This is a genomic window from Paenibacillus donghaensis (assembly GCF_002192415.1).
Classification (GTDB): Bacteria; Bacillota; Bacilli; order Paenibacillales; family Paenibacillaceae; genus Paenibacillus_AQ; species Paenibacillus_AQ donghaensis.
The window spans coordinates 39,558-65,391 of sequence record NZ_CP021780.1; the positions used below are offsets into that span (position 1 = coordinate 39,558).

Consider the following 25,834-nt stretch of genomic DNA (forward strand, 5'->3'; position numbering starts at 1 on the left):
TCTTCAAGGGGCTGGCGATACCATGCAGGCAACTATAGCGCAGAAGCATACGAAAGTGAGGAATAATTATGACAACGATAGGATTAATCCGGCACGGCAGCACCTTCTGGAACAAAGAAGGCCGGGCGCAGGGACATACCGACAATACACTGGATGAAGAGGGCTTGCAGCAGGCGGCGGCCATTGCGGAGCGGCTAAGCGGGGAGCAGTGGGATTACATCTATTCCAGTGATCTGCGACGGGCCAGACAGACAGCCGAGGTTATCGCGGACAGGCTGGGCATCCCGATTGCCGGACTGGTCCCGGAGATGCGCGAGATGTTCGGAGGATTGATTGAAGGCACAACAGAGCAGGAGCGGCTGGACCGCTGGGGCAGCGAGTGGAGAACGATGGACCTGGGGCTCGAAACTCCGGAAGCAGGCCAGCTTAGAGGCAGCCAGGCGATTGCGGCACTTGCCGCCAAACATCCGGGAAGCAACATTCTTGTGGTCAGCCACGGTGCCATCCTGCGAAGTACACTGAGAGGACTGGTTCCCGGTCTGGATGTTAGCGGTCTGTTGAAGAACACTTCCATTACGAAGATCACACTGGCGGATGATTGCTGGGAATGCGGGTTGTATAATTGTGTAGCGCATTTGGGACCTCCACTGCTCCATTCTTAAGATCATCTTATATAGAATGTGACTCCGCGGGCGAATAAGGGCGGATCTGCAACTACTATCGAGTGAAGTTCTCCTCTGACGCTCACAATTCTAAAAATGATAGCTAACCCACAGTTTAGCGGACCTCATAGCTCTTATTTGCTCATTACTGCGATAGGCAGAAGTCTTACGGACTGTATAGCCGCTATATCGTCCAAACGGGCTCTGACCCGGGGGTTTTAGGTGATATAAAGGCTCCTCGGTCCGTTAATCCGGCAAATCTGCCTATGTACAGCAAATAGAGGCTCCTGGGTCCGCTAGCGGTCTGAAATCGGAGCCGGGGTTAGTGCGAAGAGGGAAGGAGTCCTAAGTAGCAACCCAATTCACACTTATTTAACGGATATCTGAAATCCTAGTTACTACTTAGGTCCCGAGAGGTCATAGAAGGTTACAGTGGAACGTTCGGAGCAAATAGATGCGAAACTGCAACTAATTTCAGCCTGATGATGAGCTAGCAGGCAACTAAGTGCAAATCTGCAACTAATTTCGAGTAAATCACTCCTGGAACGCTCAAAAGTCTACAATAGATGCGTATTCGGTTACTACTTAGGTCCGCTAAGGGTGTGAATGGTGCACTAGATCCTTTCAAAGAAATTAGGTGCGAATACGCACTTAATTTCAACACAAACGGCTGTTAGAAGGTAAATAAGTGCAAATCTGCAACTAATTACGAGTAAATTGCTTGTTCAGCGCTTTGAATCGGAAATTAAGTGCATTATGGCACGTATTTGCTTCAAAACGGGAAAAATCCGTGAATTAGATGCAGATTCGCAACTAATTTCGTGATGGGACGGATGTGGCGATCCACATTTGATGATCCTTTCCTATGGGGTCCTAAGTAGTAACGAATCCTAGCTGAAATTAGATGCACTTTCGCAGTAATGACTGATACCAGACCCAATAGGAGAATCTTATATTGAGAAAGATAGAAAGGATATAAGGTGTTATGATGAGCGAAAAGATTGTTATCGAAAAGCTGATACAGCAAAAGCTTACGAGCATAGCTCCCGTCGTTGTGATGATGTGCGGCGTGGCAGGGTCGGGTAAAACAACCTTTGCTCTAAAACTGGAGAAAGAGGGATTCGCCCGTCTCTCGATAGATGAGGATATTTGGGCAACACACGGCCGTTTTGGAGTGGATTATCCGCAGCAGAATTATGAGTTCCTTAAGGAAGAATCGGAAATAAAGCTGCGGGGGGAACTGGTGAATCGAATCCAGGCTAACCATCATGTTGTCATCGATTTCAGCTTTTGGCAGCGTCAAAGACGAAGCGACTACAAGCAACTGATCGAGCAGCATGGCGGTGTGTGGGAACTGATTCACTTAAAGGTTCAGCCGGCTGAGTTGCGTCAGAGGCTTCTTATCCGAAGTGAACGTTTTGACGCCAATGCGGCATTTCCGGTCACCGAGGACACGCTGACTCGGTTTTTAATTGGTTTTGAGCCCCCTTCTGGAGAAGGAGAAACGGTGATTGAAGCATAGATTATGCTCCCAGATCTTTTCCCATTCGTTGAATTCACCCTTAAAGGATAGACTGACATAAAATGATAATTTAATAAACTGAACGCAGTCCAACTCTTTACTGTTGTGTGTTGACTGAGATTCATCGTTCCATACAGAAACAGCCCGGTGCTCCCTGAGCGCCGGACTGTTTGGTATTCGGACCCTGCGGCTCCCCTGCCGGGTTGCCCTGTCAGATCAGTGTGCGGATTTGCTCCGGGTCACTGCTGCACAGGATCTCCAGATTCGCCGTCACCTTCTCGATGCTCCAGTCCCACCATTTCAGCTCTAGCAGCAGTTCGATCAGCTCGTCGCTGAACCGCTTGCGCAGAATCCGGGCGGGGTTGCCGCCTGCGATATGATAGGGTGGAACGTCCTTGGCAACCGTCGAGTTGGCCGCTATGATCGCACCGTCGCCAATGTGGACTCCGGGCATAATTGTAACCTTTTGTCCAATCCAGACGTCATTACCGATAACGGTATCTCCCTTGTAAGGCAGCTCCTCGAGCCGCGGGGTTGCTTTCTCCCATCCATGTCCCATAATATTAAAAGGATAAGTGGTGACCGAGCCCATCCGGTGGTTCGCCCCGTTCATCACGAATTCGATCCCCGAAGCAAAGGCGCAGAATTTACCGATAATCAGCTTGTCGCCGATAAAATCATAGTGATGGGTGACCTGCTGCTCAAAAGGCGCCTCCCCTGAGGAATCATCATAATAAGAATAATCTCCGGCCACAATCAGCGGATTGGTTACGATGTTCTTAATGAAGCGAATCTGCTTCAGATCTGGGTTGGGGTAGACGGCATGTGGATCAGGTCCAGTATTCTTGCTCATGTCAAGCACTCCTCGAATTCCAAGTTCTGCGGCATTCGTTCAGTTAATGTTCAGACGGCTGCCGTATAATAACAGCTTACCAATTCATAGAGCTATACGCAAAAAAGGAAGTGCAGATGATAGATGGAAGAATTGCAGATTTATATACTAACGATATGCTTGATACTGGTGGCCGGGCTGACGGCGTATCTGTTGTTATGGTTGCTGCAGGCAAGGGGCAAGGCGGCGCCCAGACTGCGGGCTATGCATACAGGTATTGCAGTTCTGCTGATAGGCGGCAGCCTGTGGAGCATGCACTGGATTGGTGGGCTGTCGCTCCGAAGCAACACCGGCACAGCCGGGGGAGGCGGACTGTATATCCCGCTTGCGGCCTACGGGCTGACCCTCGCTCTGTTGCTGTTCCTGTTCTCCAGAGTACGTCTGCTGCTGGCCGAAAGAGACCAGCTGAAGGAGCTGGCCTATAAGGACACCCTGACCGGGCTGCTGAACAACAACGGCATGAATCATTTCTGGGACTACTGCAAGGAGAATGAACAGCTGGCCGTACTGTTTCTGGATCTTAACCGCTTCAAGTCTATCAACGATAAGCTGGGCCATCATGTAGGCGATCTGCTGCTGCAGGCGGTGGGCGGAGAGCTGCAGCAGTTCTCCAGCAAGGGCAAACGTCATATTTTTCGCATCGGGGGCGATGAATTCGTCATTGTCGCCAAACGCTGCAGCCAGAAGGAGGCCGAACAGCTGGCCCTGCGAATTCTGGAGCAGACGACCAAGCATTACAAGCTGGAGCAGCATAATTTGTTTGTATCCGTCAGCATCGGCATTACGCTCAGCCATGGCAAGGTAGACCGGATCAGATTGCTGAAGGAAGCCGATACCGCCATGTATAATGCCAAGCAGCTGGGAAGCGGCCGTTATTCGTTCTACAAGGCCGAAAGCGGCGACGCCTATGCGAACTGGCGCCGCAAAACCGGCAGCAAATAGAGGGCAAGCCCCAGCAAGTGTGTACTCCTCTGGCATGGCATGATATGTGCAAATAGAAACGGACGCCGTCCTTAGTAGGATGGCGTTCGTTTCTGTTTAAAATATAAGAATTTATATGTTCTACACCATAAATAATCTTTCTATTTCTCGCAGAAACGGATGCCTGAAAGCGATACGTAGTATCGCTGCTTCGGAAGCATATGCTTCACAGAGGGCGACGAAGCCGTTTCGACTTGTTTCCATGGATCAGCAGCATGCAGAGCAGCGCAACAGCCATGCTTAGCGCCGCACTGTAGAAGAGTACGGAGTACCCCCACAGGTCAATCAGCAGTCCAAGCAGTGGAGGGGAACTGATTGCCGCGAGCGAGGAGACCAGATAATACATCCCGGTGCGGGTGCCAATACTCTCTTCCGTTCCGGTAGCGACGACATAAGGATAGGAATTGATGTTGATGCAGGCCCAGAAGATGCCGCCGGTCAGCAGCAGTGCGCGCAGCATCAGGAGATTGCCCGCGAGGCCGACCGTCGCGAACACTGCCATCAGTCCGCAGACTCCAATAATAATCACTTTCTTCTTGCCGAAACGGCTGCCCAGCCAGCCGCTCGGCACAGCGAACAGCACGAAGGCCAGGGAGAAGAAGGTCAGGGAGAAGGAGGCGTCCTGCTCGCTAAGCCCGAGATGATTCTTGCCGTATAAGGTGAACAGGGTCTCCACCCCCTGATAAGCCACAAACCAGAAGAAGATGGCTGCCAGCAGAAAGACGGTGGTCCGGTCCAGCTGTGATTTGAAGGAGATCCGGTGGGAGCGAATGGCTGCGGTCCTGTCCATTCCTGGCTGTATAGCAGCTTCCGGCACAGCGGCCGCGGCGGGATTCACGCCATCGCGGTTCTCCTTGATGAAGCGGGTCACAATCAGCAGACAGAGCAGAGTGATAGCTCCCGCAACGATAAACGGCAGCGCCGGATTGGAATTGTACAGCTTGGAGCCTACGCCGAAGGCCAGGATGGAGCCGAAGCCGCCCATGAAATTAATCAGGCCATTGGCCTTGGTGCGCTGTGGCTCGGGTGTGATATCCGGCATCAGTGCAACGGTCGGCGAGCGGTAGAGGCTCATGGACAGGTTCATCAGCATCATGAACAGCAGCAGCGTGAACAGACCGGTATGAAACGGAATCAGCATCGTCAGCACGGCGGCCAGCGGCATGCCCAGCATCAGATAAGGCATTCTGCGTCCGTAACGCGTATTCGTGCGGTCACTGCGGCTTCCGATCCACGGCTGCAGGAAGAGGGCGAAGTAATTGTCGATGGTCATCAGGAAACTGATCAGGGCTACGCTGTGCACATACTTTTCCAGGAAAAACGGGACAAATGCGTTATACAAGCTCCACGTAATGCTGATGCTGAAAAAGCCAAAGCCAAGCAGCCAGATCCGTTTCACACCATCACACTCCTTCGGCAGCCAGCAGCAGGGCCAGTACATCCGGATAATCGGTGATGATCCCGGATACGCCGGAAGTGATCAGGTACTTCATCCGCTCCGGATCATTGACGGTAAACGGGTGGTACACAAGCCCATGCGCAGCGGCTTCAGCAACGAATTCCGGCAGCACGGCAAAATGGTATGCGTGCAGTGCATCGGCCTGCAGGGTAGCTGCATAATCCCAAGGACGGTACAGCCCTTCTCCATACAAGATGCCGGTGCGGATCTCTGGAGCCAGCGACTTGCAGTAGGCGAGGGAGTAATGGTTGAAGCTGGACAGCACCACACGCTCACTCATCCCGGCTTCACGTACAGCTGCGATTACCTTCTCCTCCATACCCGGATAGAGGAACATGCCGTTCTTCAGCTCAATGTTGAGGATGTTGCTGTTGTCTTGAAGCAACTCCAGCAGCTCCTCCAGCACAGGAACACGCTCTCCGGTGAACTCCGTGCCGAACCAGGAGCCTGCGTCTGCCTCCAGCACTTCCTTCAAGGGGGTGTCCTTGATATAACCGGTCTTGTCTGTGGTGCGGTTTAGTTGCTCGTCATGAATCAGCACAAGCGCGCCATCCGAGGTCATCTGCACATCCGTTTCAATCCCTGTAGCTCCAAGCTCAAGGCCACGGCGGAATGCCGCCATCGTGTTCTCTGGACATACTGCGGATGCCCCGCGGTGTGCGAAATTAATAATAGTAGTCATTGGTTTACGTCCCTTCGTGTGTTGGTGGTTGATAGTTGCCCGTCAGAAACGGATACCTGAAAGCGATACGTAGTAGCGCTGCTTCGGAAGCATACGCTTTACAGAGGGCAGAGAAGCCGTTTCTACTTATACATTCCACTTATACATTCCACATTAAAGTAAGAAACCCTGTCCAGTTCTCCCGGCAGGGCAGTAATCTGCGAAAATTTAACAGGCAGTTAACGTGCTGCTTACATACCCAAGAATTACTGGCGTGTCGGTTTTGCTCCCAGCCACTCCAGCAGCAGGGCTGTGCTCTGCGACGGGGATTGCTGCCCGCTCAGCAGGGTAAGCTCCGGCTGCTCCGGGATCTCATAAGGATCGGAGATGCCGGTGAAGGCTGCGATCTCTCCCCGGCGTGCTTTCGCGTACAGCCCTTTCACGTCACGCTGCTCGCAGACCTCCAGCGGACAGTCCACATAGATCTCCGCGAAGCGGGGCAGCTGCATGCGGGCATAGTCCCGCATCTCCCGGTAAGGGCTGATGACGGAGACGAGGGTGATTATGCCCTGCCGGCTGAGCAAATTGGCGACATAAACAGCCCGGCGGATGTTCTCGAAGCGGTCCTCGCGGCTGAAGCCCAGCTCCTGCCCGAGATGGCGCCTCAGCTCATCGCCGTCAAGCCATTCCACGGCCAGCCCCTGCGTGCGCAGCTGCTCGGCCGCGAGAGCGGCAATCGTGCTTTTGCCCGCGCCGGATAGTCCGGTCAGCCATAGGGTCAGACCGGCAGGATGAGATAGATTCATGTATTCATCACTCCATAGGGGATTCGCTCCAGCAGCCCGGAGCCGTAAATGTCGGCAAGCCGCAGCTCGGGCATGTGGATATAACCGATATAACAATCGCATACCTTCATCCGGCAGCTTCGGGCGGCAGACAGCCCTTTCAGGCCGTCGCGGTAGAGATTGCCGATAACAGCCCGGTCTTTGTAGCAGCGTTTCACCAGACCCTGGCCCTGCACATAGAAAACCTGGCTGCCTGCGCCGCAGGCCTTGCCCAAGCTGTCGTAATCAGTGGCATTAAGCGCAAAATGCGGATCAATCCCGCCAAGGAAGGCCAGCTCATCGTCCGTATAATAATCCGGCAGATCCTTATAGGCATTGACCCATAGATAGACCTGCTCCGGCAGCTTCGCCCGCAGCGAGGCAATCGCATCGAAAGCGCTGCGGATGCCGACACTGCCCACGCTGAAGGGGACGCCGCCCTCATATAGCTTCATGCATTGGTCCAGGAACTTGTGCTCCGTTACCTGACCCGGATGATAGGTCGCCCAGAAGGCGGCCTTTTGCCGGTTCAGCTGGTCCGTGAACGCCAGATCGGCCGACAGATTGGTCTGAATCGCTACCTTGTCCACGTGCTCCATCCGGGAGAGGGTGATCATCGCCTGCTTGTACCAGCGGTGAATCAGCCCTTCGCCGTAGGGATTGAAGAAGATCGACAGCCGGTGGCCGTCCTTGCCCTGGGCCGCGGCCCAGGCTACGAAGGTTTCCAGTCCTTCGCGGTCCCGCTGCAGGCGTGCGGCACTGTCCCTGTTTTTGGAGAAGGGGCAATAGGGACAGTCATAGTTGCAGGAGGTCAGGAAACCGCGGTAATAGAGCACCGCGTTCATGGCAGGACGAACCTTTCCATCTGCTCCCGGACCTCGCCGGAGATAAACCAGTCGCCGATGGAGTCGGAATAGCCCAGCCCCTCGCCTGTCAGATGCAGCACCCCATCGATCTCCCGGCCCAGCCCGCTGCGCAGCAGCAGGGACAGCTCGGGGAAATCGTCCAGCAGCAGAGTACCAAAGCGCCCGCTGTAATCGCTGAGCTGCAGCCCTTCGCTGTGCAGAATGGCCTTGAGAATGAAACGCCGCTTCTGCTCGTCAAGGCTCAGCATGATTCCGTAATCAGCGGTGTTGTAATACTCTGTAGCCACATAATCGGCAATAATGCTCTCCGTAGCCTTGCGGCTGACGCCGTAGCGGGAGGCATAGTGGACATTCCGCGTATACGATCGGGCCCCGCAGCCCAGCCCGACCATGCCTTCCTCCTGACAGCTGTAGTCCAGGATGGCCTTGTCCGTACCGGCGGCGGGCTTGGCGAACCGACGCATGGAGTATTGCTGGTAGCCGCGCGCTGCAAGCACCTGCCGGGCAGCGTTGTAGCAGTCCATGCGGATATCATCCTGCCGCCCGATATCCTCCGGCTTGACGATGGTATGCTCGCGGGTATAGAGCGGATAGAGGAAGATCTCCTCCGGCTCATAGGTCAGGGCCTGCTCCAGCGAATACAGCCAGGAGTCCACGGTCTGTCCCGGCAGCCCGTAGATCAGATCCAGATTCAGAATCGGGAAATCATAGCGGCCCAGCAGCTCCAGGGCACGGTACACCTCATCCGGGTTCTGCGGGCGGTAGATCGCTGCCGATTCGGCGGCGACGAAGCTCTGGATGCCCATGCTGACCCGATCCACCGTATGCTCCTGCAGAATGCCGAGCTTCTCGGCCGTGATCGTCTCCGGCGAGGTCTCCACCGAGATCGAGGCCGCCGCAGGGTCCAGGCCCATCACGCCGGTGGCGATGGTGAACAGGCGGCGCAGCTGGTCCGCCGCCAGCAAGGTGGGCGTGCCGCCGCCAATCGCGAAGCGGGCGTAAGGCTTGTGTCCTGTGAACGCGGACCACTGCCTGGCCTGGCGCTCCAGCGCATCTACATAGCGGGCGTGGACATCGGCCCTTTTGTCCGGCAGCGTGAACAGGTTGCAGAAGCCGCAGCGGGCCCCGCAGAACGGGATATGCATATATAGAAAGAACGATTCCGCAGGCTCGTCCCGCCACAGCGTCTCCAGGGGAAGCGGGGGCTGAAGCTCGCGGTAAGCGGTTTTGTGCGGATAGGAATACAGATAAGAACGGTAAGGGTCAGCAGTGATGCTGTCCTTCCAGTGCTGAAGCTGCTCCACAGAGAGCGGCGGCTGCCCACCTTGATGGAGCAGCGGGCGATTGGGCACAGAGGTCATGGCTGTTCTCCATCCTTTCGGGATTAGCTGCCGGGTTGTGCCCGGCAAGTGATGTTTATTGTTACTTTGCTTGTTACTACTTAGTTCCCAGCGAGGATAGAAGGTTACCTGGAACGTTTGGAGTAGATAGAAGAAACGAAACTGGTTGCTGCTTAAGTCCAGTAAAAAGTTAGAATGTTGCTCAGGAACGTTTGGAGTAAATAGAAGAAGCGAAACTGATTGCTGCTTAAGTTCAGTGCAAAGTTAGAATGTCGCTCAGGAACGTTTGGAGTAGATTAGATGCAAAACTGGTTACTACTTAGGACCCTGAGACACTCCAAACACTTGAACTAGGTAACCTGCATTCTAGTGAACCGTATAGCCCCTATTTCCTCCTATCTGCGATCTTTTGACGTCTTACGGACCGTATAGCCCCTAAGTCGTCAAAACAGGCTCAAAAGCGAGGGTTTTCTGTGATATAAAGGCTCCTGGGTCCGTTAATCCTGCAAAACGGCCTATGTACAGCAAATAGAGGCTCCTGAGTCCGCAACCGTCTGAAATCGAAGCGAGGGTTACGAGCGAAGAGGGCTAGGGGACCTAAGTAGTAACCAAATATGCAACTAATTTCAGCTCAAACGTGACCAATCAGGCGATTAAGTGCATTTCTACAACTAATCTCCAGTAAATCAGGATTATTTCGCTCAAACGCCGAAATTAGATGCTTTTTTGCATTTATTTCCTCCAAAACCGAGAAAAACCATCATTTAGATGCGTATTCGCAACTAAATCATAGATGTGAACTTGTGATAAAAGCGCCTGAGCACACTTCTCTTTATCTCACCAACCAGAGACCTAAGTAGTTACTACTTTCGCAACTAAATCAAGGGTTCGATCTTAGGATGCCACCACGAAACTGAGTCTTCGATGACTCATCCTATGTTGACCTAAGTAGTGTCTTCGGTGGTTCATCCTACTTAGGCCTAAGCAGTAACCGGTACTTATAATATAAATTCGCGATAAGGCACGTTCCACACCGTCTCATGGGCCAGCCGGTGCCCCTGGTAGCCGTCTTCGCCATAGGCCGTTCCGTGATCGGAGAAGGCCAGGCAGAAAACCGGATTGCCGCGTGCGCGAAACGCATGGAACAGGCGGCCCAGCTCACCGTCGACATAACGCAGCGCGGCACACTGACTGTCGACGGAATCGTGCCGTGCCCCCGGCACGAAATAATGGTTCGGCCCATGAATGGCCGATACATTCAGGAACATAAACAGCCGCTGGTCAGGCGCGGTGTTCTCCAGCAGCTTCAGGGCATGGTTGACCTGATGCTCCGTGGAGCGCGGATTCGTCACCCCGAACGTCATCCGCCAGTAACTATGCTGGAAGTAGGCGGGCAGCGCGCGGGCGAGTGGATTTTTTTTGGTGAAAAAAATCACGCCCCCGATGCAAACCGTACGATACCCTTCAGCGGCCAGCCCGGCAACAATATCCGGCGTGTCGAACAGCCAGGTGTGCGGATGCGTCTTCATTCCGGTGTTCTTGGAGTGGAACAGGCGGATATGCTCCGACTTGTCCGTAGTGGCCGGTGTGGGCAGGAATCCGCCAAAAAAAGCATGATGGGCCGCGTAGGTGAAGCTGCCTGGGGTATGGCGTTTCTCCCACGGTCCACTGCCGCACAGGTTCGGGCAGTTCGCTTCCTCCAGCACGGCGGCATCGAATCGTAGGGTATCGAGTGTGATCATCAGAATGTCGTGTGTGCCGACAATGGTATTCATATCTGTCATAAGTATCGTTCCTTTACTGTGAGTGCCTGCATTTCCCATTCATACGTGCCAAGGCCGCCGTATTCCACGCCGTACAGCAAATCACCGAACGGATTGATGTCGGCCACATAGGTGCGTTGCGACCCGGCAGCGACCAGCACGTCTACACCGGCAATCGCCGAACCCGGAAAGGCTGCCAGTGCCTGCTCTGCCGTCCCGCGCACCCGGGCCTGCGTTTCCGCCGACAGCCCGGCTTCTCCCGGCGTCATCCGCTCGCTGCGCAGGTGCAGATTGGTGATGGGCGAGGAGCTGACGCGGGCAACCGCGTGGCAGGCTTCGCCCATTACCACCAGCTGGCGGATGTCGAATGCCTTCCCGCCGGAGCTGGACTTCGGAATCCACTGCTCGGCGTATGCGCCGTGGCGGCAGATCCAGTCTATGATGCCGCGGATGGTGGCTGGGTCGGTATACTGGCGCAGCTTGCCGGAGTTGTAGTAGACGGGCGGCCGGGTGATGTAATGCTCCACCCCGACCGTCGTCACTGCCACTTCGGCCCCCGTAGCCGGGTGGACCTGATAGGCCATCACGCCGGATGCGGCAGAGCCGCAGGCCAGCTTGATGAAGACGCGGTGCATCCGCTGCTGAAGCATCGCCTCACGCAGGGAGGCGTAGTCCTCCAGCTGCGCTCCGCTGCCAAGCGGCCGGGGCACCGGCACACCGGCTGCGCCCAGCAGCTGCTGGGCGCGGCGCTTGTCCGTCATGGCCGCGACCTCCGCCGGGTCGTTGACCCAGCGGGCCTGCGGCAGGATGGTGCGGGCTTCGCGCGCAAGCCTGGCCAGCAGCCGGCAATACCCCCGGAACCACTGGGACGGGTGGTGCAGCACCCCCGGCAGCTCCCGCAGCTGCCGGGCGGTCTTGACGCTGAGCGGGCGGGGGTCTGCCCTGTGGGCATGGGGATGCAGCGAGTCATCGCTGTCCTCCGCATCCGGTGCCCCCAGGGCGATGATCGCCCGCTCCACCGCGAAGCTGCCGCCTGGGGATTCCAGGCGCAGTAGCGCGGCAGGGCTGCCGGGAGCGGACCCGGCAGCTTCGGGGCCGGCCGCCGGATGTGGCGGCGGCCAGCCCTGCTCCGCCAGCAGCTGCTGCAGGGAGTTACCCTGCAGCAGCTGGGCGTAGGGCACGACCAGCGCGGGCGGGAGGCCCAGCCGGCGGCGCGCCTGCTGGATGCCGCCGGTCCGCTTGTCGCCGGGCTGGCCGATCACGATCAGCGGCTGCACGGGCAGCTCACTCCGCGATCGTAGTATAACGCCATTCATCATTGCTGTCCTGCCGTTCGCTGAGATCGGCAGGCAGTCCGCTCTGCTTCCAGCGCTCCATCATGGACTCGGACATGAAGTGGTGGCTGAGGCTGATCGCCTTCAGTCCTTTGACGCGCGTGCTGGCCAGCAGGGCAGCAGCACCGACATCACCGAGCGTCCCGCAGGACAGATCCAGCGTCTCCAACTGGTCCAGGATAGGCGCGTCTGCAAGCGCGACGGCAATTTCATCCTCGATCTCACTGTTCTTCAGGCCCAGATAGGTAAGCTTCGGGAACTTGCCTGGTTCAATCAGCGGCAGAATATCCTTCAGGCTTCCGTCGAAGCCGTAATTCTCCATACCCAGATACAGCTCCAGCTTGCGCAGATTAGGAAGCTCGGCCGCCGCAATCTGCTTCAATACGCCTGAGCTGAGTCCGCCGCTGATAATGATCAGCTCCTCCAGCTTGTCGTGCTTAAGGTTGCTCAGGCTCAGGTCGTTAGCGCCCTTGATCGTCAGGCTCTGCAGTTCTGGGTAAGCAGGCAGCAACGGGGAAAGGTCGCTCTGGGTGATCCAGGAGATTTCACATTCCTCATAGTGCATGTCGCCGATAAAAAGCTTGCGTAGCGCCGGGAAACTACCACTATGCTTCACAAGCGCTGCTACTGCATCCTCTGAGCTATTTTCGTAGGCTTGTCCCCAGTCGCCAATGATGATACTGGTCAGATTACCCAGATCGGTCCGGGCCGCAAACCGCTCGATTTCAGTTTCAATCCGCTTCCCTTCCTCGAACTCGTCGTATCCAATAGTGAACTTTTTCATTGTCATTTTTAGATTCCTCCCGGAGAAATTTGGATATGAATCTACCCTATCATTTGGCAGTTAGCGAGTCAAACCAGGAGGAAGGGTTAGTTAGAGGAGTTGTAGTCACTTAAAATACAATAATCCGTTCTGAATTATTTATAATAGCGAGAAAGTTATTGACGGCTTATCCCGGTGAGTGTAATATACATTTCAATTCCTATATCGTATTAATCCGATGAACAAAGTGAGTATTACAAGTGGAAACGGCTTTGCCTTCCTTAAAAAAGCGTATGCTTCCGAAGCAGCGATACTACGTATCGCTTTCAGGTATCCGTTTCTGCGAGAAATAGAAGGATAAAGAATCAGGTGAAGCTTATACTTTCTTATATTTTAAAAAAGGGGCATATCAAAATGAGAATGAAGACTTGGGCTGCGGTAGTATTGCTGGGAATGTCGGTTGTGCTGGGAGCTTGCGGCGGCAAAGAAGCTGCCGGGGCCGACAAAAAGGAGATTGTTGTAGGGTTTGGCGTGGGGACGTATGAGGAGCAGTTCCGCCAGGGCATTCTGCCGATTCTGGAGAAGGAAGGCTACAAGGTGGAGATCAAGACCTTCTCCCAGAACATGCAGGTCAACCCCGCTATGAAGGAAGGTTCGATCGACGCCAGTGTCTTCCAGAGCACCGCTTATATGGAGGGAATCAACGAGGAGCTGGATGCGGATATGGCTGTGCTGAATTTTGTGCCAAGTGCGCCGCAGGGGCTGTATTCCGAGAAGCATAAGTCGCTGGATGAAGTGAAGGATGGTTCTGTCATAGCGCTGCCGAATGATCCGGTCAATCAGGAGCGGGCCGTGCGAATCCTTGAGGATCTGGGCTGGGTGAAGGTGAAGGCCGACGCCGGCACGACTGACTTCAATCTGAACAGCGTGGAGCCGGACAAATACGACCTGAAGCTGGAGGTGCTGGATTCGGCGCAGATTCTTGTCTCGCTTGCAGACGTGGACTTTGGGGTAGTCAATGGCAATTATATTGCCAACGCCAAACGTCAGATTACAGAAGCGCTGAAGATCGAGAACACACCGGAGCAGCACCGCGTAACGGTTACGGTGAATCAGACAGACCTCAATACCAACTGGGCCCAAGCCCTGAAGGCAGCCTATGAATCCAAAGCATTTGAAGATTATATCCATGACCAGGCCAAGTATGACGGTTTTATTCTTCCTGAAGCATGGGAGAGCAACTAGATTAATAGAATACAAGCCGGGAACCCGCACGCATGGCCGCTTGATGCAGCTGTGCGGGTTTTTGTTTGCTATCGGTGTTAGACCAGCCGCTGCTGTTCGCTAACGCTGCTCATTCAATCGAACATCAGAGTAAACGCTGCGTGGTGGTTTCCTAAGTTCGAACTAATAATTTAGTTGCGAAACTGCATCTAATCGGCGTATTTATTCCATTTTTGAGCAAATAGATGCAAAAAGGCATCTAATTTGGTCGTCTGAGCGAAATAAGCTTGATTTACTCGAAAATAGTTGCAGAATCGCACTTAATCAACCGTTTATGGACGATTCAACTGAAATTAGTTGCACATTCGCATCTATTTGCTCCGAACCCTTACGATCCAGACTAAACTTTGCTCCGGACGGTCCAAGGTGACATTCTTCATCCTAACTGCGACCTTAACCAGTAACCAGTATCCACACTTCATCCTCATCCAGCGCTGTCACGATTCGCCTTGTATCCGTGCCCTTCACCGCTCCCCCGGTCTGCCCGTAACCGCAGCCCCGCCAATGTTGCCTCTACAGTCCAGCATCTGTCACTCCCCACCCAGCCCTATGCAAGCCCACAACAAACAAGCAGGCCGGATGACCGGCCTGCTTGTTTGCCCCGTACTGCGGCAGGAATTATTTACCTAGCGTAAAGGTTACGCCCTTGGCTGTCTCGGAGAGCATCGGCGTATATTTGAACTTCAGCACGTCTCCGTTGCGGCTGGTCAGTACCAGCATCCGCATCAGCACGTAAGGATCATCACCGGTGGCCCGATCCCATTCCTTGCGGTCCGCCGTGCTGATCAGCTGCTCGCTGAGATTAGTAACCTGGCCGCTGCTGGTCTCCAGCGCATACAGCTGTGTGCCGCCGACTTGACGAACCAGCAGCACATCGGCCTCGGCATAATCGACAATGAACTCGCCTGTTACGCCTGTTACGCCAGTTGCGCCAGTTGCGCCGGTCAGCTGCTCCAGGTCGAACGACTTGCCCAGGCTGCCGTCCTTGTTCAGATACTGCACCGAATGCCCGTCCGTCATGTACAGCTGCTTGGTCTGCAGCGGTGCGGCGGGCGAATAGGCGGGGATGGCTGTGTGGTAATCCATCTGCTTGACGATCTTCCCGCCTTGGATCAATGCCTGGTATACGGTATCGGAGTTAGTAAACATAGAGTAATGATAATCGCGCAGCACCAGCAGGTCGGAGCCTTTGCCTGCCTGCTTGATCTGCAGCTCATAGCTGAACGGGGAATCCTTCATCGGCAGCTGGCCGATCTGCACCGGCTTGGCTGAGGCGGTGGCCCGATAGAAGAGGACGCCGCTACTCTGGGCCACCCAATAGGTACGCCCTTGGAGGGAAGCTGCGGTAAACCTCGACTTGTCGAGAATGTTCAGGTTGCCGCTTTCCTTGTCATACCAGGTTTTGCCGCCGAGCGCTTTCACGGCTGCGACCAGCGGGACATAGACGGTGCCTTTGACAATGCGCGGAGCTTTCGTCAGCGCCAAGGCCGTGCCGTTCACCTTGGACGATTTGGAGCCGGCGGTGAAGCCGACCTCGCGGTCCGGGCGAACCAGCTTGGCTGATTTGGCTGCTGGGTCCCAGGACAGTGTATAGCCCATGCCTTCGGCGAGCGATTTCAGCGGCACAAGCGTAGTCCCTTCGGCAATCACCTGCGTGCTGCCCATGCCGTGATCATGATAATTAAGCAGGATGTGACTCTCTGCCGCTGCTGCGGCTGAACCTGCACTTAGAGTGAAAGCTGCGGCTACAAGGCCGACTGTTTTTTTCCAGCTTCTCATTAATGTCCATCTCCTTAGGTACGAATATCCCTTATAGAATAGTTGGACGACATTTTCTGGAAAAAGTTGCAGGGGAAGCGAAAATCGCTTGTGAAATCACTGTAAGAGGCTGGACTTGAGATCGCCGGGAGCCTATGATTGGACTTAACTTAACATGAATATCCATAGAGAGAAGCGATGAAGTTGAAACATTGTCTGGAATGCGGAGCCAAGCTGATACTGAAGCCCTGCGGGGATGAAGGGGACATTCCTTTTTGCGAATCCTGCGGGTTGTTCAGGTTCCCTGTCTTCAGTACGGCGATCAGCACGGCGGTATTAAACCACGATAAGAGCAAAATTCTGCTGATCCAGCAGTATAACCGGCCTCATTATATCCTGCTGGCGGGTTATGTGAACAAGGGGGAGGATGCGGAAGCAACGCTTGTGCGTGAGGTCAAGGAGGAAGTGGGGCTGCAAGTAACCGGCTACCAATATATGCGCAGCGAATATTATGAGCCTAATAATACGCTGATGCTGAATTTTGTAAGTGTAGTGGATTCGGAGGATCTGAGCGGACTGACCGCCGAGGTGGATCACGGGCAGTGGTTCACATGGGAGGAAGCGGTTCAGGCGATTGCGAAGAACAGTCTGGCTGAGCGTTTCTTGCTGAATATTGTTCAAAAGCTGCAATCCGGCAGCATCCACGTAGAAACCCGTCCATCAGGCCTCTGACAAGTGAACTATTACATAGACCCGGTTCGTTTCGATATTATATGATTTGCAGATATGGCTACCACAGAACATATTATTATCCATCATAGGGGGACTGTAAAATGATCGTCGATACGCTGGAGCATTTGCTGGAGAATGAACATGCTTTTGGAGAAAAGATTCAAAGAGGTCTGAAATTCCTGAAGAATACGGATTTCAGCGGCCTGGCGGCCGGACGCCATGACGTTGATGATGAAATGTTCTATTTCATTAACGAATATGAAACCAAGGAAGCCGCAGAATGTTTCTGGGAAGCGCACAGAGTCAATCTGGATCTGCACTACATTCTGGAAGGCACGGAACGGATCGGGTATGCGGCCATTGAACGTCTGGATGTAAGAGACGAATACAGTGCGGAGAAGGATGCGGTATTCTTCACCGGTGAGCTGCAGTCCGCTGTGGCGGCAAGTCCGGGAGACCTCGTAATCTGCTATCCGCAGGATGGGCATATGACCGGAATTGTGGCCGCACAGAAGGAAGCTGTTCGCAAAGTAGTCCTCAAAATCAAACTGTAGCACAACCAAAAGGAGCCTGAGTGTGGGCTCCTTTTGTGCATATATAAGAATGTGTAGGCTGCAGGCCATCATTTATCCTTCTATTTCTCGCAGAAACGGGTACCTTCTCTTTCAGAGGTTACCTGACTAATGAACGATGCACAGATCATGCATTAGTCGGTTTAGAGCGGCAGCTCCTTATAATAAAAAACGGTCGCGTCCAGACTCCCGTCCGCCGAACGCGCGTAATGTGGAATCCGTCCTGCTTCAATGAAGCCGCGCGACAGGTACAGGCTGTTGGAGGGATCGCCCGCCCGGGTATCCAGCACCACAAGCAGCCTGCCATCGGCCTCTGCATCCTGCTCCGCCCGGTCCATAAGCAGGCCGGCGATGCCTTTGCGGCGGTGGTCCGGATGCACCATCAGCTTGGCTATCTCCGCACGGTGTCTGGCATTGGCCTTGGCGGCCAGCTGCAGCTGCACTGTTCCAACAACCTCCTTGCCCTCCAGGGCAATATACAGCTTGCCCCCCGGTCCCGGAACCTCCTTCCAATAAGCTGCCGCTTCATCTTTGTCCAGCGGAGGCAGGAAGCCGATCGAAGCCCCGTCCTCCACCGTTCGAATCAACAGTTCGACTAATCCCAGCTCCGTATCATGGTCTAATCGCTCAACCTGCATTATGGATATCTTAGGGTTCATCTGCAATTCTTCTTCTCCTTCTTCTAATAAAATAGTATGGCTGTCGTGTCTCCAGAATTGGTCATTGGGCCGGGGCAGCGGTAAGCAGCTTCGGCAGGTAGCCAAGGAATTTCTCGCGGGTTAAGGCATCCCCGCAATTCCAGCGGGCACCGTCCAGCAGGTGGACCCGGCCACTCTGCACCGCCGGCAGACTGCGCCATAATGGGCCAGCCATCAGCTGCTCTAGCGCCACTTTCGAATCCTCGCGCTCGGGGAGGAGGACAAACAGCCGGTCTCCGGCATACAGCGGCAGCTCGATCAAGCTGACCTCGATGAACCCAAGCCCCTGCTTCAGCAGCGGCTTTATCTTGTCCGGCGGCTGAAATCCGCCGTCGGCATAAAGGGCAGGAGCAAGACCGCTTGCGCCCATGGCATACAGTCGGCTGCCGTGTTCACAGGTCAGCGCGGTGGCCGTTTCTCCGGGAAGCAGCTGGCCGGGAGACAAGCGCTGCCACATGAGTGTGTTTTTGGCAGCGAAGCTGTCCAGCCAGGCGGCGGCTTCCTGCTCCTTGCCCAGCCAGCGCCCCAGCACCTGCAGCCGCTCATCCAGCGGAGCGAAGGAGTTGAAGCTGAGCGTCGGCGCGAGGGCAGCCACCTGTTCATAAGCCTGCTCATCGGGGGTGGCGATAATGATCAGATCAGGGTGGAGCTTTCCTGTTCTGTGGATATCAAGCGGGAAGCCGACATTTGCCAGCTTCTTGATCCGGTGCTTATAGACGCTGTTGCGGGAGAAGGCTTCATCGCTGCCGACAGGCCTCACACCCAGGGCCAGCAGGTCACCAAGGGTTTCTCCATGATAGACAATACGTTTCGGCCGTTCGGGGATATCAACCGCATGGCCCATCCAATCGGTTACCCGGAGCTTCTGCCGCCGCGAGAGCGCGTATTGTCCCGGTGATTCGCCGGTCTTCTGGCGGAAGCGGCGGCTGAAATAGTATTCATCCGCGTAGCCAACCTTGCGGGCAATCTCCCGCAGCGGTTCCCCGGAATGCAGCAGCAGCGGCTTGGCATGCTCAATGCGCAGCGTTGTGACGAAGTCGAGCGGTTTAATGCCGGTCAGCTTCTGAAAGATGGCCGAGTATTGCCAGGAAGGAACATTGGCCAGCCGCGCCAGCTGCTTCACCGTAATGTCTTGATCATAATGCCCGCGGATATAGTGTACAGTCGCTTCTACTGATTGAGCCGGACTGAACACCCGTGTGGAAGGCAGATTATGCTCCAGCAGAAACAGCAGCAGCTCCTGGAATTTCAATTGCTGCCGGAACAGCCGGATTGGATCATCCGCTTGTTTGCTGTGGAACAGCTCTTCGGTAAGGCTGAGCAGACGGGTAAAGGGGTAGGCGATCAGCTCCCGTCTTCCAGGCAGCAGCGGAGCTGTATGCCATTCGGGGCGTTCCTGCAGCGAGACGGCGGTAAATGCCAGCATATAGTAATAAAGCGTAGTTCCGTCCGATTGAAGACGGAAGGATTCACCAGGGGATAACAGGCAGCATTTATCGGCGCTAATGGCTAGAACCTCGTTCTCGATTGACAGTGATCCTGAACCGCCTGTAACAACCAGCAGCCGATAGTGCTGTAGGGAGTCTGCGGCTTGTTGTTGTGCCTGTGGTTCTTCAGGCTGGATGAACAGTGCAATGTCCATCAGCTGAAAAGCCAGGGAATGGAGCGGGACAGGGGACGCTGCTTCAGGCTGCATCATACAGCTCTCCCTTCAATGATGAGAATTATTATCAATTCTATCATTCTATATAAATTAAAACAGCTTATCAACCGGGGTTGATAAGCTGTAAGTGTGAGAAGTAACGCAGACGCAATGGGCACATCTCAGCTAGGGCTATTGTGCAGCCAATAGCTCCGGCAGCCGCTGGAGCAGCCATAAGCGGGTGGTGGCATCGGCAGAGGTCTTCTCGATATCTTGGAAATAGACTTGACCGTTCTTTACGGCAGGCAGGTTCTTCCATATTTCGGTCTTCAACAGCTGATCCGTGGAGGCTTTGGCCTCGTCGTGTGTGGGGTTAAGAATGAAGATGCGGTCTCCAGCATAGTCACTAAGCACCTCCAAGGAGATTTCCGCGAAGCCCTTGTTCTGATCCAGTACCGCCTGAACCCCGGGAGTGGGCTTGAAGCCATTCTCTTCATATAATACCTGAGATAGTCCGGTAATAGCCATTACGAACAGCCGGTCTCCCGGATAATAAGTGAAGACAGAGGCGGTTTCGCCCGGCTTCATCCCGGAGCTCTTAAGCTGCGCCCACATGGCGGCTTCCTTGATAGTGTAGTCTGCCAGCCAAGCTTCCGCTTCTTTGGTTGTGCCCGTAATGTCGCCAAGCTTCTGCATCCGCTCCTTCAGTGGGGCGAACGTGTTGAAGATGACGGTTGGCGCAATTTTGGACAAGGCCTCGAAATCCGCCTCATCCGTATCAGCATAGATGATCAGGTCAGGCTGGAGCGTCAATGTCTTCTCCAGATTGATAGGGAAGCCAACATCCTCCACGCCTTGAAGCTGATCCTCATAGATCTGATTCGCAGTCATCATAGTAGCGGTGCCTACAGCCTGAAGACCCAAGGCCAGCAAGTCTCCATAGGTTTCGCCCACGAACACAATCCGTTTAGGGGCAGTGGGAATTTGTACAGTGTGGTTCATATAATCGGTATAGGAGCGGGTTTCTGCACCAGCTGTTGTGTTGTTTCCGGCGGCCGGGTCAGTTGTGGCGGCCGGATCAGTTGAGGCTGCCGGGGCTGGAGTAGAAGTCTGGTCGGCAGCAGAGGGTTCGTTGCTACTACTGCAAGCGAGCAGCAGCACGCTCATAAGCACAAGCATACAGAGTATATTGAAAGGTTGCTTCAAACGGGTCATCATATTTCCTCCTGAGTAATAATGATAATCATTATCGGTGTAATGGAACTAATCATAAGGGATAACCTGTTCAGACTCAATGGACAAATTTCAAGCGCTACATAGAGTTTGTACAAAGCGGATTAACTCGTAATAACAACTTGATAAGATCAGAAATACATGTTAACATGTTGTTAATAACAGATTAATAATAACAGGAGCTTTTATAAATTCTTAGGAGGTTATGGCTATGTTCGGATTCCGATTTGTTAAATTCCAACCGAGTGATTATGTGCTGAAGGTCAAGAACGGGAAGGTTATCCGCGAGGGTGTGGGCTTGGCGTTTACTTATTATGCTCCGACCACCTCTGTTGTTGTTGTGCCGGTCTCTTCGATTGATGTTCCGTTCATGTTTGAAGAGATCACGAATGACTATCAGACGGTGACGGTGCAGGGGCAGCTGACCTACCGGATTGTGGATTACCGCAAGACAACCCAGATCCTCAACTATACCTATAATTTACGCAAAAATACGTATCTCTCCGACGATCCCGGCAAGCTGGCTCAGCGGGTGATCAATATTGCCAAGGTGCTGACCAAACGTCAGCTGGAGCAGCTTCCGCTGCGCGATGCGATCCAGTCGAGTGAACGGCTGGCACGCAGCATTACCCAGGAAATAGCCAAGAATGAGGAGATCGGGAAGCTGGGGATCGAGCTGATGGGCTTGTCGATTCTGGCTATCGTCCCGAATAAGGAAACGCTGCGGGCACTGGAGGCGCAGGCCCGGGAAGAGATTCTGCGCAATGCCGACAATGCGCTGTACGAACGGCGCAACGCCTCCATAGAGCAGGAGCGGCGGGTCAAGGAGAATGAATTGAATACAGAGATTGCCGTGGAAACGAAGAAGCGGCAGATCCGTGAGACACAGCTGGATGCGGAGCGTTCGGTGAAGCAGAAGCAGAATGAGATGAAGCAGGAGCAGCTGAGCTTCGATACCGAGCTGGAGGAGAAGAAGCAGGGGCTGGTTGAGCTTGCGGTCGCCAACAAAAAAGCCGAAGCGGATGCCAAGGCCTATGAGCTGCTTGCCGTAATGAACGCCTTGCAGGATGTCTCGCCGGCTGTGCTGCAGACGCTGACGAATGTAGGCATGAATCCGGATAAGCTGATCGCGATCGCCTTCCAGGACCTGGCGCTGAATGCCGGAAAGATCGGCCAGCTGAACATTACGCCGGACCTGCTGCAGGGTCTGCTGAACGGTTCGACCGCCCAGTCGGGGAGAGGCGGGGGGGCACGATGAGCAGCCGGACAACAGAGAACAAGCTTGTGCTGATCAAGCGCAAGACCCGCCTGGAGGAGCTGGTGGTCCGCTATAACACGATCCAGCAGGCCGAGTTCTATATCCAGCGGCTGGGCGCGGATTTCAGCGATTATATTCAGGAGGATATAACCTACCGGAGCGCCGTGGAAACGGCAGTGATAGAGCTTGGTGCGGTTGGGATGGTTCAGGTGCTGGAGCGGGAGCATGTGCCTAACTTTATTTTTGGTGATGACGATACGGTGGTCGTGCTGGGCCAGGATGGACTGGTCGCCAATACGCTCAAATATTTGAAGCATCAGCCGCTGATTGGTGTCAACCCTGATCCCCGGCGCTGGGATGGGGTGCTGCTGCCCTTCCAGGTGCAGGATTTGCGCCTGGTGGTGGCCGATGTCTTCAAGGGGCGGCGTCAGGTGCGCGAAGTGACGCTTGCCAAGGCTGAGCTGAACGACGGGCAGAGCCTGTATGGTGTGAACGATCTGTTCATCGGCCGCAAGACCCATGTGTCGGCCCGCTACCAGCTGGAGTTGAACGGAGTAGCCGAGCAGCAGTCCTCCAGCGGTATTATTGTCTCCACCGGCATGGGCTCGACAGGCTGGCTGAAGAGTGTGCTGGCGGGCGCAGCCGGGATTGCCAGAGGCGCCGCGCAGCTGCGCGGCGCGGTCCCGGCCGGGCAGGCGGAACAGGGTGCGGGGGAACAGCAGCCTGGGGCGAGGGCTGCGCGGGATTCCAGCCAGCAGCCGCAGAGCAAGGCCGCAGAGGAGCAGGAGCGGCAGGCTTGGGGCGCACCGCATTTGTATTTCACAGTCAGGGAACCGTTCCCGAGCCGGACAACGACTGCTGATCTGGTCTTCGGGATGATCAGCGATGAGCAGCGGCTGCGGATTACATCGCAGATGCCGGAGAACGGTGTAATATTTAGCGATGGGGTGGAGAGCGATTTTCTGGAATTTAACTCCGGTGTGGAGGCGTCCATCGGTCTCGCGGAGAAGCGGGGCCGGCTGGTGGTCTGAGCAAGGGCGGGTTCCATCCACGGCATAGGTTCAAAGGAAGGCGGCCAGAGGTGTCCCGGCCGTCCTTTTTGCTGCAAATATAAGAATTTATAGGTTTCACGCTATCCATTATCCTTCTATTTCTCGCTGAAACACCCCGTCCTTTAAAAGGACGGGGTAGCCGTTTCCACTTGCGGGATACCGGCATCTGGTTACGGTTTTGACATCTATGCGTCAAAGGAGGGCGGACAAGTTGAATGATTTAGGTACAACCCCAGGTGCAACAATTGCGCCTGCTTTTCGTCTATATAGATTAGAAATTCCAGAAACATCCACAACATGGAGGTGGTGCCACATGATGACTTATGTAAACCCGGCAGACAGCAAGACTAGAGGGAATCTGCCCCTCAAACTGCTGCTCGTACTGACTTTACTGTTCACTGCCTTTTTGAGCGGCGGTGCCTTTACAGCTCAGGCGGCAGGTTCCGACATGCTGGTCGTGAACAAAAAAACCAATAAGCTGGCCTACTTCAGCGGCGGGAAGCTGGTCAAGACGTTCCCGGTGGCTACTGGCAAGACGCAGAGCCTGACCCCTGAGGGCAGCTTCGACATTGTGGTCAAGGTCAAGAACAGACCTTACTACAAAGAGAAAATCCCCGGAGGCGATCCGGCCAATCCGCTGGGTGACCGCTGGCTGGGGCTGGAAGTGGGCAACACCTACGGCACGACTTACGCGATCCACGGCAATAATAATGAATCCTCCATTGGCAAATATGTAAGTGCAGGCTGCATTCGTATGCATAATGAAGACATTCATTGGCTGTACCCGCAGGTCGCCCGCAAGACGAAGGTAGTGATTACTTCATCTACGCAGGATATGGAGAGCATTGCGGTCAAATACGGCTATGCTGTGGCGACAAAGGAGACAAAGGATAAGACGTTTGCAGGCACGCTGGTCGTTAACGGAGTTGCGACTAAATTAAAAGATCCGATGGTGCTGGACCAATCGCGAGTATATATTCCGCTGCGTGAATCGGTGGTCCTGCTGGGAGGCAGGCTGCAGAGCAATCCGGCAACGGGAGAATGGACGATCACTGTAGGCAAAAACACTGTGAAGTACAAGGCGCTGTCGGAGAAGGCTGTTGTTAATGGCAAATCCGTTGCCGTCACGGCTTCACGCAATGAGAACAACCGGATGATGCTGCCGCTTGCCAACGTGACCAAGATGTTTGGTTTGCAGGTCAAGTGGAATGGTTCCGCCAAGTCGGTGGCTATCACGAAATAAAATATATTTGACTGCTACTTAGGCCTCTGTAGAGGATATGAGTATCAAAGATTTAGCTCCAGGTTGGCCTCATAAGACGAATTTACAGATTTAGATGCGAAACTGCATCTAATTTCAGTGGAAGCTCCTGTTATCGGGCAAATAAGTGCGAATCTGCAACTATTCTGGAGAAAATCGGTTCTGTAACTCTCAAAACTCGAAATTAGATGCGCTTTCGCACTTATTTGCTCCAAAAAGGAAAAAATCGTCAAATTAGATGCGTTTTCGCACTTAAATTGCTGGCTTGGACTAATATGATGCTCCAGAAGCTAAGTCTTTGCGGTATAATACTTTTCTTGGATATGTGAGAGGAGTGGTTATACCTATGAAGATCCGTATCATCGGCGGCTGTGGAAGCGGCAAGTCCTATGCTGCCAGGCAGCTGTCGGAGCAATATGGGATCCGGCATTATGAAACAGATAACTTTGTCTGGGACCGCAGTGAAGACAACCTGAGATATTCCCACGAAATCAGGGATGTCCAGCTTATGGCGGTGGTAGAGTCGCCGGAGGCCTGGATTATCGAAGGTGTGCATTATAAATGGGGCCAGGCAAGCTTTGAGCAGGCTGATTATATTTTTGTGCTACGAACCAGACGGTGGCTGCGGGATTACAGGGTAGTGCGCAGATTTGTCCGCACACGGCTGGGCCGTGAGCAATGGAATTATACCCAGACGCTGCATAATGTAATGCAGATGATTATGGAGTACAACCAGCGTTTTGATCAGGTGGATTTCCCCAGAATTATGGAACAGACCGAACATCTTGCGCATAAAAGAATAGTAGTGACGCATAATCGGCAGATTCTCAGCTATCTGGCGCAAGCGCAGCAACCGGTAGAGAATAATTATAATCGTTTGTAAGCTTGCAGTTGCAGGCTAGGGCTGCCTATACTTAACCTATTCAAACTACGGACACTTACGGAGGACTTAGCGACTGATGAATAACTAATACGTTTCCTTAACAGACCAGCCTATTAACCAAGTGCATAAGCACAAGTTAGCGGTACACCCGTTTAGGGTGTGTACGGTCAGGGATACGTGTGTCAGTCGGGGACTCTGCAAGGCCTGGACGCATAAGGGAAAAAGGCAAGCTGAAGCTGTGTTGCTGCATCTTTTAGTATAGAGAGATACAGCCGTGGCAGCGGAAAAACTCATCGTTTGCTGTGTTTCTTTGATGTGCTGCTTGATTTCATCCACTCCAGGCGTTTCCCGCTCATACGTTATTTCACCGCTGCCGCTGGCTGCGGTTTTTTAA

23 protein-coding genes are annotated in these 25,834 nt (G+C 54.1%); 10 read left to right on the forward strand and 13 right to left on the reverse strand.

The features are described 5' to 3' along the window. Positions 1–68 precede the first annotated feature (68 nt). Together B9T62_RS00200 and B9T62_RS00205 are read left to right on the forward strand one after the other, a co-directional pair. Positions 69–662 carry a histidine phosphatase family protein gene (locus B9T62_RS00200; RefSeq protein ID WP_087913438.1) on the forward strand — a complete coding sequence of 198 codons (594 nt, stop codon included), beginning with the start codon at positions 69–71 and terminating at the stop codon, positions 660–662. Between the two features lie 985 nt (positions 663–1,647). Beyond that, positions 1,648–2,184: a P-loop nucleotide/nucleoside kinase family protein gene (locus B9T62_RS00205; protein WP_342746148.1), complete on the forward strand. Its 537-nt coding sequence runs from the start codon at positions 1,648–1,650 to the stop codon at positions 2,182–2,184. A 211-nt stretch (positions 2,185–2,395) separates the two neighbouring features. Here the strand turns inward: B9T62_RS00205 and B9T62_RS00210 are convergent, their stop codons facing one another. After that, positions 2,396–3,037 carry a Vat family streptogramin A O-acetyltransferase gene (locus B9T62_RS00210; protein WP_087913439.1) on the reverse strand — a complete coding sequence of 214 codons (642 nt, stop codon included), beginning with the start codon at positions 3,035–3,037 and terminating at the stop codon, positions 2,396–2,398. Between the two features lie 123 nt (positions 3,038–3,160). Between B9T62_RS00210 and B9T62_RS00215 the strand changes: the two genes are divergently transcribed. Next, complete coding sequence (locus B9T62_RS00215) at positions 3,161–4,018, forward strand: GGDEF domain-containing protein (protein WP_087913440.1); 858 nt, start codon at positions 3,161–3,163, stop codon at positions 4,016–4,018. A 205-nt stretch (positions 4,019–4,223) separates the two neighbouring features. Here B9T62_RS00215 and B9T62_RS00220 read toward each other — a convergent pair whose 3' ends face one another. The 8 genes from B9T62_RS00220 to B9T62_RS00255 form a co-directional block, all read right to left on the reverse strand. Next, on the reverse strand, positions 4,224–5,456 hold the full coding sequence (locus tag B9T62_RS00220; RefSeq protein WP_087913441.1) for an SLC45 family MFS transporter: 1,233 nt from the start codon (positions 5,454–5,456) through the stop codon (positions 4,224–4,226). Positions 5,457–5,460: 4 nt separating this feature from the next. Continuing rightward, positions 5,461–6,198: a glycerophosphodiester phosphodiesterase gene (locus B9T62_RS00225; protein ID WP_087913442.1), complete on the reverse strand. Its 738-nt coding sequence runs from the start codon at positions 6,196–6,198 to the stop codon at positions 5,461–5,463. 245 nt (positions 6,199–6,443) lie between these two features. After that, positions 6,444–6,983 carry an adenylyl-sulfate kinase gene (cysC, locus tag B9T62_RS00230; RefSeq protein ID WP_087913443.1) on the reverse strand — a complete coding sequence of 180 codons (540 nt, stop codon included), beginning with the start codon at positions 6,981–6,983 and terminating at the stop codon, positions 6,444–6,446. After that, entirely contained in the window at positions 6,980–7,846 is an 867-nt protein-coding gene (locus B9T62_RS00235) for an STM4011 family radical SAM protein (RefSeq protein WP_087913444.1), read from the reverse strand. Before B9T62_RS00235 ends, cysC begins: the two co-directional genes overlap by 4 nt. Further along, complete coding sequence (locus B9T62_RS00240) at positions 7,843–9,228, reverse strand: STM4012 family radical SAM protein (RefSeq protein WP_087913445.1); 1,386 nt, start codon at positions 9,226–9,228, stop codon at positions 7,843–7,845. Before B9T62_RS00240 ends, B9T62_RS00235 begins: the two co-directional genes overlap by 4 nt. 977 nt (positions 9,229–10,205) lie before the next feature. Further along, complete coding sequence (locus B9T62_RS00245; RefSeq protein WP_087913446.1) at positions 10,206–10,991, reverse strand: STM4013/SEN3800 family hydrolase; 786 nt, start codon at positions 10,989–10,991, stop codon at positions 10,206–10,208. Next, complete coding sequence (locus B9T62_RS00250) at positions 10,988–12,247, reverse strand: STM4014 family protein (RefSeq protein WP_087913447.1); 1,260 nt, start codon at positions 12,245–12,247, stop codon at positions 10,988–10,990. Before B9T62_RS00250 ends, B9T62_RS00245 begins: the two co-directional genes overlap by 4 nt. Positions 12,248–12,254: 7 nt before the next feature. Further along, positions 12,255–13,094 (reverse strand): STM4015 family protein, encoded by an 840-nt coding sequence (locus B9T62_RS00255; RefSeq protein ID WP_087913448.1) that lies wholly within the window; start codon positions 13,092–13,094, stop codon positions 12,255–12,257. Between the two features lie 387 nt (positions 13,095–13,481). Here B9T62_RS00255 and B9T62_RS00260 point away from each other — a divergent pair, with 387 nt between their 5' ends. After that, on the forward strand, positions 13,482–14,312 hold the full coding sequence (locus B9T62_RS00260) for a MetQ/NlpA family ABC transporter substrate-binding protein (RefSeq protein ID WP_342746149.1): 831 nt from the start codon (positions 13,482–13,484) through the stop codon (positions 14,310–14,312). A 657-nt stretch (positions 14,313–14,969) separates the two neighbouring features. Here B9T62_RS00260 and B9T62_RS00265 read toward each other — a convergent pair. After that, positions 14,970–16,130, reverse strand: coding sequence for a copper amine oxidase N-terminal domain-containing protein (locus tag B9T62_RS00265; protein ID WP_087913449.1), 1,161 nt, complete (start codon positions 16,128–16,130; stop codon positions 14,970–14,972). A 177-nt stretch (positions 16,131–16,307) separates the two neighbouring features. Here B9T62_RS00265 and B9T62_RS00270 point away from each other — a divergent pair, with 177 nt between their 5' ends. Both B9T62_RS00270 and B9T62_RS00275 read left to right on the forward strand, forming a co-directional pair. Continuing rightward, entirely contained in the window at positions 16,308–16,841 is a 534-nt protein-coding gene (locus tag B9T62_RS00270) for an NAD(+) diphosphatase (RefSeq protein WP_245864280.1), read from the forward strand. Positions 16,842–16,942: 101 nt separating this feature from the next. Beyond that, the gene (locus B9T62_RS00275; RefSeq protein ID WP_087913450.1) at positions 16,943–17,395 is read left to right on the forward strand and encodes a NanQ anomerase/TabA/YiaL family protein; all 453 of its coding nucleotides are present in this window, start codon (positions 16,943–16,945) and stop codon (positions 17,393–17,395) included. A 161-nt stretch (positions 17,396–17,556) separates the two neighbouring features. Here B9T62_RS00275 and B9T62_RS00280 read toward each other — a convergent pair whose 3' ends face one another. From B9T62_RS00280 to B9T62_RS00290, 3 genes are all read right to left on the reverse strand, one after another. Continuing rightward, complete coding sequence (locus B9T62_RS00280) at positions 17,557–18,072, reverse strand: GNAT family N-acetyltransferase (RefSeq protein ID WP_087920062.1); 516 nt, start codon at positions 18,070–18,072, stop codon at positions 17,557–17,559. 61 nt (positions 18,073–18,133) lie between these two features. Next, a complete protein-coding gene (locus B9T62_RS00285; RefSeq protein ID WP_245864281.1) occupies positions 18,134–19,810 on the reverse strand; it encodes a helix-turn-helix domain-containing protein in 1,677 nt (558 codons plus the stop codon). Positions 19,811–19,945: 135 nt separating this feature from the next. After that, positions 19,946–20,968 carry an ABC transporter substrate-binding protein gene (locus B9T62_RS00290; RefSeq protein WP_087913452.1) on the reverse strand — a complete coding sequence of 341 codons (1,023 nt, stop codon included), beginning with the start codon at positions 20,966–20,968 and terminating at the stop codon, positions 19,946–19,948. A gap of 229 nt (positions 20,969–21,197) precedes the next feature. Between B9T62_RS00290 and B9T62_RS00295 the strand changes: the two genes are divergently transcribed. The 4 genes from B9T62_RS00295 to B9T62_RS00310 all read left to right on the forward strand — a co-directional run bounded on the left by B9T62_RS00295 (position 21,198) and on the right by B9T62_RS00310 (position 25,440). Next, a complete protein-coding gene (locus tag B9T62_RS00295; protein ID WP_087913453.1) occupies positions 21,198–22,244 on the forward strand; it encodes an SPFH domain-containing protein in 1,047 nt (348 codons plus the stop codon). Further along, positions 22,241–23,275, forward strand: a complete 1,035-nt coding sequence (locus tag B9T62_RS00300; protein ID WP_087913454.1) for an NAD(+)/NADH kinase — start codon at positions 22,241–22,243, stop codon at positions 23,273–23,275. Before B9T62_RS00295 ends, B9T62_RS00300 begins: the two co-directional genes overlap by 4 nt. 334 nt (positions 23,276–23,609) lie before the next feature. Further along, a complete protein-coding gene (locus B9T62_RS00305) occupies positions 23,610–24,539 on the forward strand; it encodes a L,D-transpeptidase family protein (RefSeq protein WP_245864282.1) in 930 nt (309 codons plus the stop codon). Between the two features lie 364 nt (positions 24,540–24,903). Continuing rightward, the gene (locus B9T62_RS00310; RefSeq protein ID WP_245864283.1) at positions 24,904–25,440 is read left to right on the forward strand and encodes a P-loop NTPase family protein; all 537 of its coding nucleotides are present in this window, start codon (positions 24,904–24,906) and stop codon (positions 25,438–25,440) included. The last annotated feature ends 394 nt before the right edge of the window (positions 25,441–25,834 follow it).